At 71.2% G+C, this 12,601-nt stretch carries 10 protein-coding genes; 7 read left to right on the forward strand and 3 right to left on the reverse strand.

Going from position 1 to position 12,601, the window contains the following annotated elements; all coding sequences use genetic code 11:
- Positions 1–66 precede the first annotated feature (66 nt).
- Positions 67–2,151, forward strand: coding sequence for a DNA gyrase/topoisomerase IV subunit B (locus U870_RS0101425; RefSeq protein ID WP_025155639.1), 2,085 nt, complete (start codon positions 67–69; stop codon positions 2,149–2,151).
- Positions 2,152–2,254: 103 nt separating this feature from the next.
- Here the strand turns inward: U870_RS0101425 and U870_RS0101430 are convergent, their stop codons facing one another.
- Positions 2,255–4,747 (reverse strand): DNA gyrase/topoisomerase IV subunit A, encoded by a 2,493-nt coding sequence (locus tag U870_RS0101430; RefSeq protein ID WP_025155640.1) that lies wholly within the window; start codon positions 4,745–4,747, stop codon positions 2,255–2,257.
- Between the two features lie 66 nt (positions 4,748–4,813).
- Here U870_RS0101430 and U870_RS0101435 point away from each other — a divergent pair, with 66 nt between their 5' ends.
- Complete coding sequence (locus U870_RS0101435) at positions 4,814–5,938, forward strand: alkaline phosphatase family protein (RefSeq protein ID WP_052357496.1); 1,125 nt, start codon at positions 4,814–4,816, stop codon at positions 5,936–5,938.
- A gap of 2 nt (positions 5,939–5,940) precedes the next feature.
- On the opposite strand, the gene sepH is transcribed toward U870_RS0101435, so the two are convergent.
- Complete coding sequence (gene sepH / locus U870_RS0101440; protein ID WP_025155642.1) at positions 5,941–7,095, reverse strand: septation protein SepH; 1,155 nt, start codon at positions 7,093–7,095, stop codon at positions 5,941–5,943.
- A gap of 206 nt (positions 7,096–7,301) precedes the next feature.
- On the opposite strand from sepH, the gene U870_RS0101445 reads away from it, so the two are divergent.
- On the forward strand, positions 7,302–7,595 hold the full coding sequence (locus U870_RS0101445) for a DUF4193 domain-containing protein (protein ID WP_025155643.1): 294 nt from the start codon (positions 7,302–7,304) through the stop codon (positions 7,593–7,595).
- Between the two features lie 27 nt (positions 7,596–7,622).
- Here U870_RS0101445 and U870_RS0101450 read toward each other — a convergent pair whose 3' ends face one another.
- Positions 7,623–8,069 carry a DUF3093 domain-containing protein gene (locus tag U870_RS0101450; RefSeq protein ID WP_025155644.1) on the reverse strand — a complete coding sequence of 149 codons (447 nt, stop codon included), beginning with the start codon at positions 8,067–8,069 and terminating at the stop codon, positions 7,623–7,625.
- A 39-nt stretch (positions 8,070–8,108) separates the two neighbouring features.
- Here U870_RS0101450 and dut point away from each other — a divergent pair, with 39 nt between their 5' ends.
- Genes dut through U870_RS0101470 form a run of 4 tightly spaced genes read left to right on the forward strand, consistent with a single transcriptional unit; the run spans position 8,109 to position 12,558 of the window.
- The gene (dut, locus tag U870_RS0101455; protein WP_025155645.1) at positions 8,109–8,567 is read left to right on the forward strand and encodes a dUTP diphosphatase; all 459 of its coding nucleotides are present in this window, start codon (positions 8,109–8,111) and stop codon (positions 8,565–8,567) included.
- Positions 8,568–8,605: 38 nt separating this feature from the next.
- Complete coding sequence (locus U870_RS0101460) at positions 8,606–9,250, forward strand: DUF3710 domain-containing protein (RefSeq protein WP_052357501.1); 645 nt, start codon at positions 8,606–8,608, stop codon at positions 9,248–9,250.
- 6 nt (positions 9,251–9,256) lie between these two features.
- Positions 9,257–10,150 carry a DUF3159 domain-containing protein gene (locus U870_RS22280; protein ID WP_081815134.1) on the forward strand — a complete coding sequence of 298 codons (894 nt, stop codon included), beginning with the start codon at positions 9,257–9,259 and terminating at the stop codon, positions 10,148–10,150.
- A 20-nt stretch (positions 10,151–10,170) separates the two neighbouring features.
- On the forward strand, positions 10,171–12,558 hold the full coding sequence (locus U870_RS0101470) for an HAD-IC family P-type ATPase (RefSeq protein WP_025155648.1): 2,388 nt from the start codon (positions 10,171–10,173) through the stop codon (positions 12,556–12,558).
- Positions 12,559–12,601: the final 43 nt, after the last annotated feature.

Raw genomic sequence — 12,601 nt, forward strand, 5'->3', positions numbered from 1 at the left:
GTTGTCTACGCTGGAAGGAGCAGTGCGCCCGCATCCTCCGCGCGCACCGGAACGCAAGGAGCACTCGTGGCGAGCTCAGACTATTCGGCCAGGCATCTGTCGGTGCTGGAGGGGCTGGAGGCCGTCCGCAAGCGCCCCGGCATGTACATCGGCTCGACCGACTCCCGCGGGCTCATGCACTGCCTCTGGGAGATCATCGACAACTCGGTCGACGAGGCGCTGGCCGGTCACGGCACCGCGATCGACGTCCTCCTGCATCCCGACGGCAGCGTCGAGGTGCGCGACACGGCGCGCGGCGTCCCTGTCGACGTCGAGCCCAAGACCGGGCTCACCGGTGTGGAGGTCGTCTACACGAAGCTGCACGCGGGCGGCAAATTCGGCAGCGGCTCGTATGCGGCGTCCGGTGGCCTGCACGGCGTGGGCGCCTCGGTCGTGAACGCCCTCTCGGAACGCCTCGACGTCGAGGTCGACCGCGACGGCAAGACCTGGGCGATGTCGTTCCATCGCGGCGAGCCCGGAGTGTTCGCCGACGGATCGGGCGGCCCGAGTCCGGACGCGGCCTTCTCGCCGTTCGTCAGCGGCAGCGAGCTGCGGGTCGTCGGCAAGGTGGCCAAGGCCAGGACCGGCACACGTGTGCGCTACTGGGCGGACCGGCAGATCTTCACCAAGGGTGCCGCCTTCTCGGTGGAGGACCTGGTCGGCCGCGCCCGCCAGACCGCCTTCCTCGTGCCGGGTCTCGCGATCACGATCGACGATAAGCGCACACCCGAGGGCGAGCGCACCACGTTCCAGTACCAGGGCGGGATCTCGGAGTTCGTCGAGTTCCTCGCTCCGGACGCGCCGATCACCGACACCTGGCGTCTGCAGGGCGAGGGCACGTTCACCGAGACCGTGCCCGTGCTCTCGGACACCGGGGCGATGATCCCGACCGAGCTGACCCGCACCTGCGAGGTCGACATCGCGTTGCGCTGGGGGACCGGGTACGACACGGTCATGCGCAGCTTCGTCAACATCATCGCCACCCCCAAGGGCGGCAGCCACCAGACCGGGTTCGATCAGGGGCTGCTCAAGTTCCTCCGCGCCCAGGTGGAGCAGAACGCCCGGCGGCTCAAGGTCGGCAACGACAAGCTGGACAAGGACGACGTGCTCGCCGGGATGACCGCCGTGCTGACCGTCCGCCTCCCCGAGCCGCAGTTCGAGGGCCAGACCAAGGAGGTGCTCGGCACCCCGGCCGTGCGGAACATCGTCGCGCAGGTCATCCAGAAGGCCCTCAGCGAACGGTTCACCTCCACCAAGCGCGACGACAAGGCGCAGGCGGCGCTCGTGCTCGACAAGGTCGTGGCCGAGATGAAGTCGCGCATCTCCGCGCGAGCGCACAAGGAGACGCAGCGGCGCAAGAACGCCCTGGAGACCTCCTCGCTGCCGGCCAAGCTGGTCGACTGCCGATCGAGCGACGTCGCCAACAGCGAGCTGTTCATCGTCGAGGGCGACTCCGCCCTCGGCACCGCCCGGCGTGCGCGCGACAGCGAGTACCAGGCGCTGCTGCCGATCCGCGGCAAGATCCTGAACGTGCAGAAGGCCTCCGTCTCGGACATGCTCTCGAACGCCGAGTGCGCCGCGATCATCCAGGTGATCGGCGCCGGCTCCGGCCGCAGCTTCGACCTCGCGTCGGCCCGTTACGGCAAGGTGATCATCATGAGTGACGCCGACGTCGACGGTGCGCACATCCGCACGCTGCTGCTGACGCTGTTCTTCCGCTACATGCGACCGATGATCGAGGAGGGGCGTGTGTTCGCCGCGGTGCCGCCGCTGCATCGTGTGATCGTCCAGAATCCCGGCTCCAAGCCCAACGAGACGATCTACACCTACTCGGAGGCCGAGCTGAACGCGGTGCTCGCCGATCTGGCGAAGCGTGGCAAGAAGCACCAGGAGCCCATCCAGCGCTACAAGGGCCTCGGCGAGATGGACGCGGACCAGCTGGCGACCACCACGATGGACCGCGCCCACCGCACCCTGCGCCGGGTGCGCGTGCCCGACGCCGAGGCGGCCTCCCGCGTCTTCGAGCTGCTGATGGGCAACGACGTCGCTCCGCGCAAGGAGTTCATCATCGCCGGCGCCGACGACCTCAGCCGGGCCCGCATCGACGCCTGAGCGAACGCGCGCCCCGCACACACGACAGCGGGGTCGCATCCCGTCGCTCCGGAGGGCCGGAAACGACAGGATGCGACCCCGCTGTTCGTGAGCGGTGCGGGGCTCAGCCGATCTGACGGCCGACCGAGCCCACGACCATGTCGAGGGGGGTGCCGGAGGCATCGCGGCGGGCGCCGGCCTCGGGGAGGGTGCGCGCGGCCCCGTCCGTCCCGACCGCGAGGGCCGGCCCGCGGCCGACCCAGGCGAGCACGAGCTCGCCCTCGCCCTTGAGGAAGCGCTGGGCGCGGACGCCTCCGGTCGCACGTCCCTTGGCGGGGAACTCGGCGAGGTCGCTGACCTTGCCGCTGCCGGGGTCGGTGCCGGGCAGCGTCTGGCCGCCCGCGGCGATCGTCACGACGACCGCCGCGTCCTTCTCGCCCGCCGCCACCGCGCCGAAGGAGAGGACGCGTGCGCCGTCGCCGAGGTTGATGCCCGCCATACCGCCGGCGGAGCGGCCCTGCGGGCGGACCGACGAGGCGGGGAAGTGCAGGAGCTGGGCGTCGCTGGCCACGAACACCAGCTCGTCGGCGTCCTCCACCTGCACCGCACCGACGACCTCGTCGCCGGGTTTCAGGCTGATGACCTCGAACTCCGGCTTGTTCGCCCAGTCGCCCGCCACGAGGCGCTTGACGACGCCCTGCCGGGTGCCGAGGGCGATCGTCCGTGCGTCGCCGAGGGAGACGACCGCGAGCACGCGCTCCTTCTTGTCGGCGAGGGCGAGGTAGTCGCCGATCTTCACCCCGGCGCCGAGCTGGATGGAGTTCAGTGGGGCGGCCGGCAGGTCGACGGGGGAGAACCGGATGAGACGGCCGGTACTCGTGACCGCACCGATCTCGGATCGGCTCGTCGTCTCCAGCTGGGAGAGGATCGCATCGTGCTTGCTGCGCCGGGCCGGCGGCTGGATGCGGCCGAGCGCGCCCGGCTCGACGCCCTCGGCCGCGGGCGGCTCGTCGACCCGCAGGATGCGGCCGGTGGTCGAGAGGTAGACGCGGCAGGGCACGTCGGCGACCTCGAGCTGCACCTGCGCGGCCTTGCCGCGACCGGACGTCCCGGCGATGGAGGGCTTCGCCTCCGTCAGGAGGGTGCGGCGCGGGGTGCCGAACTTCGCGGCCACCTGCTCCAGCTCGTCCGACACCAGCTCGTTGATGCGCTGGCGGCTCGCCAGCAGGGCCTCCAGCTCCGCGATCTCGGCGCGCAGCTGGTCGCGCTCGGTCTCGAGCTCGATGCGGGAGAACCGGGTCAGCCGGCGCAGCCGCAGCTCCAGGATGTAGTCGGCCTGCAGCGTGCTGAGGTCGAACACCTGCATCAGGCGCGTGCGCGCCGCCTCGGTGTCGTCCGAGCTGCGGATGACCTGGATGACCTCGTCGATGTCGAGGATCGCGATGAGCAGACCCTCGACGAGGTGCAGGCGCTCCCGGCGGCGTGCCAGCCGGAACTCGGACCGGCGGGTGACCACGCGGACACGGTGGTCGAGGTAGACCGAGAGCAGCTCGCGCAGCCCCAGCGTCTGCGGTCCGCCCTCGACCAGGGCGACGTTGTTGATCGAGAAGCCCTCCTCGAGCGGCGTGTGCCGGTAGAGCTGCTCGAGCACGGCGTCCGGGCTGAAGCCGGTCTTGATGCCGATGACCAGGCGCAGTCCGTGCTGGCGGTCGCTCAGGTCGGTGACGTCGGAGATGCCGCTGAGCTTCTTGGCGCCGACCCCGTCCTTGATCTTCTCGATGACCTTCTCGGGCCCCACCCCGTAGGGCAGTTCGGTGACGACCAGGCCGCTCTTGCGCGCGGTGATGGATTCGACGGAGACCTTGGCGCGCATCCGGAAGCTGCCGCGTCCGGTGGCGTACGCGTCGCGCACGCCGGCCAGACCGGCGATGGTGCCGCCGCAGGGCAGGTCGGGGCCGGGGACGTAGGCCATCAGGTCGTCGAGGGTCGCGTCCGGGTTCTCCAGCAGGTGCCGCGCGGCGCCGACGACCTCGATGAGGTTGTGCGGGGCCATGTTGGTCGCCATTCCGACCGCGATGCCGCTGGCGCCGTTCACGAGGAGGTTCGGGAACGCCGCAGGGAGCACGTCCGGCTGCATGAGCTGCGCGTCGTAGTTCGGGACGAAGTCGACGACGTCCTCGTCGAGGTCCTCCGCCAGGGCGAGGGCGGCCGCGGTGAGGCGCGCCTCGGTGTACCGCGCGGCCGCGGGGCCGTCGTCGAGCGAGCCGAAGTTGCCGTGGCCGTCGACCAGCGGGACGCGCAGCGTGAAGTCCTGGGCCATGCGCACCAGGGCGTCGTAGATGGCGCTGTCGCCGTGCGGGTGCAGCTTGCCCATCACCTCGCCGGTGACGCGCGCCGACTTCACGTGGCCGCGGTCGGGCCGCAGCCCCATCTCGGTCATCATGTACAGGATGCGGCGCTGGACCGGCTTGAGGCCGTCGCGGGCGTCGGGCAGGGCGCGGGAGTAGATGACCGAATAGGCGTACTCGAGGAACGAGCCCTGCATCTCGGTCGTGACGTCGACGTCTTCGATGCGTTCGGTGATGCCGGCCGGGTTCTGATCGTCTGCTGGTGTCATGCGTGCATTCTCGGGAGGGGCGGTGGGTCCCGCCTGCTGTGTGCCAGACTGGGCCGGATGTCCCCCATGCTACCGGCCGCGTTCACGACCAGGACGAGCCTTGCCGCGGTTCTGCCGAGTTCGCTCGCCGCGGTGCGGGGGGAGGCGAACGACCTGGCGCTGCCCGCTCTGGAGCACGTCGTGGTGATCGTCGTCGACGGGCTCGGTGCGGCCTCCCTGCGCGCACGGTCGGGGCACGCGCGCACGCTCGCTCCGCTGCTGGCCAAGACCACCACGATCGACGCCGGCTTCCCGACCACGACCGCCGCCGCCCTGACCACCCTGACGACCGGGACGATGCCGGGGGAGCACGGGATGGTCGGCTACCGCGTGCGCGACGACGCCGGGCGTCTGACCAACCAGCTGAGCGGGTGGGACGAGGGGATGGACCCCGCGACCTGGCAGCGTTCGCGCACGGTCTTCGAGCGTGCCGCCGAGCACGGCATCCCCTCGCGCGCGATCGGTCTGCCGAAGTACGCCGACTCGGGCTTCACAGCCGCCGCGCTGCGTGGAGCGGAGTTCGTCGGCGGGCGCACGATGGCCGACCGGTTCGCCATCGCCGAGTCCGTGGTGGCATCGACCGGCCCCGGCCTCACCTACCTCTACGTGGCGGAGCTCGACCAGCTCGCCCACGCCAAAGGCTGGGAGTCACCGGACTGGACGGCCGCGCTGGAGACGCTCGACGCGCTGGTGTCCGCGTTCGCCCGACGGCTCGGTCCCGGGCGAGCGGCCCTGCTCACGGCGGACCATGGCGTGATCGACGTCCCCGAGAGCGGCCATGTGCTGTTCGACACCGCACCGGAGCTGCTGGACGGTGTGGCGGCCATCGGCGGCGAGCCGCGCTTCCTGCACCTCTACACCGAGCCGGGAGCCGATCCCGACGCGGTCGCCGACCGCTGGCGCGACGTCGAGGGGGAGCGGTCATGGGTCGCCAGCCGTGCCGAGGCCGTCGACGCGGGCTGGTTCGGCGGCGCGGTCGCCCCGGCGGTGGCGCCGCGGATCGGCGACGTGCTGGTCGCGACGCGCAAGCGGATCGCCTACTACGACTCCCGGGACGCCGCGCGCACGGGCCGCACCATGGTCGGCCAGCACGGCTCGCTCACGGCGGAGGAGACCCGGGTGCCGTTGCTGCGGTTCGGAGCCGCGGCCTAGCCTCAGGCCAGGTCGTCGTCCGTGCGGGCGCCGAAGACGATCTCGTCCCAGCTCGGCATGGCTGCGCGTCCCTTGCGACGTCCGCCGGCGCTGCCCTGATCGGTCGCGGCGCTGCCGGCGTCCGTGGACGTCGCGGGCGGAGCCGTGGCACCCGCCGGGGACGGCTGGGCAGCGATCGCCTCGTCGACGATCCGGAACGGCGTCGGGGCCGACACGAGGGCCGGCTCGTCGCGCTCGGAACGTGCGGCGGGAGCCGCGGGGTGGTGGTCGGCGGGGGCGTCGTCGAATGTGGCGGCCTCGCGCTCGCCCCGGCGGCGGCGCAGGGCCTCCAGCAGGTCGGCGGTCTGGTGCAGGTCGCGCGGGGTCTCATCGTCGGCGCGGTTGATCGCGGCGCGGGTGACGGCGCCCGTGGGAGCCGAGGCGCTCGAGCCGTTGCGCGCGGTGGTGAGGGGCTCGATCGGCGTGGTGATCTCGGGGCCGAGCAGGTCGGCGACCGGCTCGGGGAAGGTGAAGGCGCCGCTGTCGAAGCGGGAGGTGTCGGGCTCGCCCTCGTCGGGGAGCACGGCGCGCAGCCGGGGGATCAGCGTCCCGCCGCGGAGCTCGCCCGCCTGCGAAAGGGTCGTCGCCTCCGAGTTCAGCGGCGCGAGACCGTGCTTGCGCGCGTCGTACGACCAGCGTGCGTCGTGGTCGATCTCGTCGGCGGTGAACTCGAGCTTGACGATCCAGCCGGTCTCGGAGTCCTTCCAGCTCGCCCAGCGCTCGCCGGTCACGCCCAGCGACGCGAGGCGGTCGCGGATGACGGAGCCGAACGTGTCGGGGTCGCCCAGCGGGTCGACCTCGACGGCCGTGCGCACCGGCACGCTGAGCGCGCTGGCGACGATGTGCTCGCGCTCGGCGACGATCGGGCCCTCGAACCGCTGCACGTACTCCAGCGGCGCTCCCGTGACCGCGGCGACGTCCTCCGCGGACATGCCGGAGCGGATATGCGCCTGGACCTCGCGGGGCGAGAGCTTGACCCCCTCGACGGAGGCCTGCTGACGTACCTGGCGGATCTTCGACTGCAGGGCGTCGTCGACGGCGATGCGGAATCGCTCACCGTCGTCGCCGACGGCGACGATCGCACCGTTCTCGACCCCGATGACCTTCAAATCCTGCATGTGGATGCCTTCCGAACTCGCGTGCGTACCGGGCCAGGATGCCACGGGAACGGGGGTGATCGAGGGAATACGCCGGGCGTGCCGGAAGTTGATACCTCCGCAATCGCTGAGAGGCTTCCGAGTGGTTTTGCTATTCCTCGGCGATTGATGCAAACTATCGCCGCCGATTGCGAGAATCGGCCGTTACGCACGAGAAGTGGATGGGCATGGCAACGGATTACGACGCACCGCGGAAGACCGAGGACGACTCCGAGTCGATCGAGGCCCTCAAGGAGCGAGTTCCGGACAAGATGTCCGGTGTCGTCGACGTCGAGGATGCCGACAACCCGGGCGGCTACGAGCTGCCCGGCGCCGATCTCTCGGACCTCGACCTGGACGTCGTGGTGCTCCCGCCCCAGGCGGACGAGTTCACCTGCGTGAGCTGCTTCCTGGTGAAGCACCGCTCGCAGATCGACCACGAGAGCAAGCTCGGCCCGATCTGCGTGGAGTGCGCCGCCTGAGCGACGCACCCCACCGCGCCGGGGTTCTCAGGAACTCCGGCGGGCCTCCTCGAGAACCCGGACCAGCTGGTCCGGGTTTCTTGTTGAGAGGAGCCAGTAGGGCGTCGGGTCATCGGCATCGGCGACCGGCACCTTGACGACCGGCTTGATCCAGCCGCGGATGAGCAGCCAGGCGCGGGCGTCGAGCCGTTGTCCGCGCTCGAGGGTCGCGGCGTCTCCGGCGAACGCCGCCGGCGTGCCGGTGAGGCCCAGCGGGATGCGCGCGCGGCCGGCGATCAGCTCGTCCTTCGTCACCCGCAGGGTCGGGGCCGAGACGATCAGCGCCACCGCGATCGCGGCGTAGAAGACGATCGCCAGGACGACGCCCACCGAGAAGTTGATCGGGGCGAACACCAGCATGACCGCGGGGATGACGAGCAGGGTGGAGATGAAGAGCCAGGGGGTCGCCCAGAGCCGCTCACGGTAGAGGTCCATGCTCCCTATTCGATCAGACTTCTGCACTACCCTCGACACGTGACCGATTCCGTCGACGTCCCGATCATCGCCGAGCAGCTCCCCTCCTACGCCCACCCGGGCGACGCCGGGGCCGATCTGTGCGCTGCGGAGGCCGTGACGCTGGGCCCGGGGGAGCGGCACACGGTCCCCACCGGCGTCTCGATCGCCCTGCCCGACGGGTATGCCGCGTTCGTCGTCCCTCGCAGCGGGCTCGCCATGCGCCACGGGCTGACGATCGTGAACGCGCCGGGCACGGTGGACGCGGGCTACCGCGGCGAGATCCGGGTGACCGTCCTCAACACGGACAGATCGATGCCGTACGATATCGCCGTCGGCGACCGGATCGCCCAGCTGATCGTCATGCCGGTCACACGCGCCCGGTTCATCCCCGTCGACACCCTGCCGGACAGCCACCGCGGCACCGCGGGCTTCGGTTCGTCCGGATACACAGTGACCCAGTCAGGAGAGCACGCTTGAGCGAGACCAGCGACACCCCGGAGGACGGCGCCGAGCAGATCGGCGCCGACGAGCTCGACGCTCCGGAGACGCAGGACGCCCCCGACGACGCGAAGTCGGCGCCGGAGGACCGCGAGACCGAGGGTCCCCTCGACGAGAGCGAGGCCAACCCGGTCCGCCCGTACGTCGACCTGGGCGGCGTGAAGATCCTTCCCCGCGAGGGCCTGCACCTGCGTCTGGAGGTGGAGGAGGAGTCGCAGCGCGTCGTCGCCGTCGGCCTCGACTACGCCGACTCCACCCTCCAGGTCCAGCCCTTCGCGGCGCCGCGCTCCAGCGGCCTCTGGCACGAGATCCGGGGCCAGATCGCCGACCAGGTGGAGCGGCAGGGCGGTCGCATCAGCGAGCGCGACGGCGTGTTCGGCCCCGAGCTGATCGCCGAGATCCCGGTCGCGGCGCCGCAGGGCAAGCCGGGCGAGACCCGGGTGGCGCGCTTCGTCGGGGTGGACGGCCCGCGCTGGTTCCTCCGCGGCGTGATCGCGGGCGACGCGGCCATCAAGCCGGAAGCCGCCGCTCTGGTGGAGGACCTGTTCCGCAGCATCGTCGTGGTCCGCGGCTCCGTGCCGATGCCGCCGCGCGACCTCATCCCGCTGCGGATGCCGGCCGCGCCGACGGCGGGCGCCGACAGCGGCTACACCTCTCTCTAGGCACGCATGGCAGAGCAGGAACCGCGCAGCGACGAGCCTCGCGAGCCCGGTGCGGCCCCATCCGACCGGGAGCCGGCCGACCGAGTGCCGACCGACCATGCGCCCACCGACCAGGCGCGCACCGACCACGTGCCCACCGATCGCGACACCGCGTCGAACGACGACCTCGCCGCGAGTGTCGGCGAGAGCCTGGCCCGCGCCGCGCGCAAGTCCGGTCTCGGCCAGCTGACCGAGGGGGAGGCTCCGACCGGCGCCGCCCTGTTGGGCGCCCTCGGCGGTGTGCGCGGTCTCGCCGAGACCATCCTGCCCGGGCTGGTCTTCCTCATCCTCTTCACGTTCACCGAGAACGTCCCGCTGTCGATCGGCTGCTCGGTGCTCGTCGCGGTGATTTTCACCGTGGTGCGCATCGTCGGCAAGACCCCGGTGACGCAGGCGATCGCCGGGCTCATCGGCGTGGGCGTCTCGGCCATCCTCGCCCTCATCACCGGGCGCGGCGAGGACAACTTCCTGCTCGGGATCTGGACCAACGCCGCCTACGGGGCCGCCTTGCTGATCTCGATCGTCGTGCGCTGGCCGCTGATCGGCCTCGCCGCCGGCTACCTGATGGGCGACGGGCTCGCCTGGCGCGGCGTGCGCTCGAAGTTCCGGGTGATGCAGGCGCTGACCTTCCTGTGGTTCCTCCTCTTCGCGGCGCGACTGCTCGTGCAGGTTCCGCTGTATCTGGCGCATTCGCCGGAGGCGACCAGCGCTCTCGCGCTGACCAAGCTCCTCATGGGCGTCCCCCTCTACGCCCCGCTGCTGCTCGTCACGTACTTCGTCGTGCGCGGGCAGTTCCCCCAGAAGGCGCCGCCGCAGAAGACCCCACCGCAGAAGACGCCGCAGAAGCCGGCGGACACGTAGGCCGACGACCGGGGGGACGCATGACCGATGCGCGAGTGAGCGAAGGCCTGACCGCGGCCCAGGTGGCGCAGCGGCGTGCCGACGGACGTCACAACGTGCAGCGCCAGTCCAGCTCCCGGTCGATCGGCGACATCCTCCGCGAGAACATCTTCACCCTCTTCAACGGCATCCTCACGGTGTGCTTCGTGGCGGTGCTGCTGCTGGGCGACCTGCGTGACGGCTTCTTCTACGGGGTGGTGGTCGCCAACGCGCTGATCGGCATCGTCCAGGAGATCCGTGCGAAGCTCGTCCTCGACCGCGCCGCCCTCCTGGCCGCGCCCGAGAGCCGGGTGCGCCGCGAGGGCCAGGTCGTGGCGGTGCCGCTGGAGGACGTGGTGCTCGACGACCTCCTGGTGCTGCGCCCGGGCGATCAGATCCCGGCCGACGCCGTCGTCGTCGAAAGCACCGGACTCGCCCTCGACGAGTCGCTGCTCACGGGCGAGTCCGACCCGGTGTTCAAGGACGCGGACGCCCGCCTGCTGTCGGGTTCGCATGTCGTCACGGGGACCGGCTACGCCGTGGTGACCGCCGTGGGCGCCGACTCGTATGCGAGCAAGCTCACCAGTGAGATCAAGCGGCACTCTCTGGTGCACTCGGAGCTGCGGGACGCGACCAACCGCATCCTGGTGTACCTCTCCTGGATCCTCGGACCGGTGATCCTGATCACCTTGATCGGCCGGGTGCTCGCCTACGGCGGGTGGAGCCAGCTCTTCGTCGACGCCCGCTGGCGGCGCGCCCTCGTCGACGCGGTGGCGGCCGTCGTCGGGATGATCCCGGAGGGCCTGGTGCTCCTCACCAGCCTCGCGTTCGGAGTGGCGGCGATCCAGCTCGCCTCGCGCAAGGTGCTCGTGCAGGAGCTCGCCGCGGTGGAGGTCCTCGCCCGCGTCGACGTGCTCTGCCTGGACAAGACCGGCACCCTCACCACCGGCGAGCTGGAACTGGAGGGCACGGAGCCGCTCGGGCGCGACGTCCCGGTCGAGCAGGCCGACTTCGCGCTCGCGGCGTTCGGCGCCGACGACGCCGGCAACGCGACCGCGGGCATCCTCGCCGGGACGTTCCGGAGCGACGCGTACACGGTGCTCCGGCGCGTGCCGTTCAGCTCGGTCACCAAGTACAGCGGCGTGGTGATCCGCGTCGGTTCGGGCGCGGACGCGGAGGAGAGCTCCTGGGTGCTCGGCGCACCGGAGCGCGTCCTCGCCGATCACCCCGACGAGCTGACCCGCGCCACCGAGATCGCGGCGACCGGTCGCCGGACGCTCGCCCTGGCCCGCGCCGCGGCCCCGCTGCCGGACAGCGCACGGATCGAGCTCGCCGGCGTCCCGCTGGTGCCCGCGAAGCTGGTCGTGCTGGGCGAGACGCTGCGACCGGAGGCGACCGACACCCTCGCCTACTTCGCCGAGCAGAACGTGCGGGTCGTGATCATGTCGGGGGACAACCCGGTGACGGTCGGCGCGATCGCCCGCGCCCTGGACCTGCCGGGGGAGGCCGTCGACGCGTCCGCGCTCCGCACCGACGAGGAGCTGGAGGAGGCGCTCCGCACCGCGGACGTGCTCGGCCGGGTCAGCCCGGAGCAGAAGCGCACCGCCGTCGGCCTGCTGCGCGCCCAAGGACGCGTCGTGGCGATGACGGGCGACGGGGTGAACGACGCGATGGCGATCAAGGACGCCAGCCTCGGCATCGCGATGGGGTCGGCGACGGCGGCGACGAAGGCTGTGTCGCGACTCGTGCTGCTGGACAACCGTTTCGATCGACTGCCCGGGGTGCTCGCCTCCGGCCGCCGGGTGATCGCGAACGTCGAGCGGGTGTCGAACATCTTCCTCGCCAAGACGGTGTACGGCATCCTGCTCGCCCTGGTGAGCGCCGCGCTGCTCTGGCCGTTCCCGTTCCTCCCGCGCCAGCTGACGCTCGTCTCGTCGCTGGCGATCGGCATCCCTTCGTTCGTCCTCGCGCTCGCGCCCAACCGTCGCATCTACACGCCGGGCGTGCTGCCGCGCATCCTGAAGTACTCGGTGCCGACCGGGCTGATCGCCGGGCTGGCGGCGATCGTCTCCTACGCGCCGATCCATCGTGCGATGCCGCTGCACGAGGCCCGCAGCATCGCGACCGTGACCCTGTTCTGCGTCTCGCTCTGGATCCTGTGCGTGCTCACGCGTCCGCTGAACGGCGCGCGCTGGGGTCTGCTCGGCGGAGTCGCTGCGGCGTTCGTCCTGGTGTGCGTCATCCCGTCCACGGCCGAGTTCTTCCAGATGCACCTGAGCCTGTCGGCGGGCCTGCTGTGGGGGATCGCGGTCGGAGCGGTCGGTGCGGCGGGGATCGAGCTGTTCTACCGGTTCGCCAAGCGGCGCGGCCTGGTCTTCGATCGGCAGTGAACGTGGTAGATTTTATCTTGACGTCAAGATAAATCCCGGTGCC

The sequence above is a fragment of the Leifsonia aquatica H1aii genome (genome assembly GCF_000633535.1).
Taxonomy (GTDB): domain Bacteria; phylum Actinomycetota; class Actinomycetes; order Actinomycetales; family Microbacteriaceae; genus Leifsonia; species Leifsonia aquatica_A.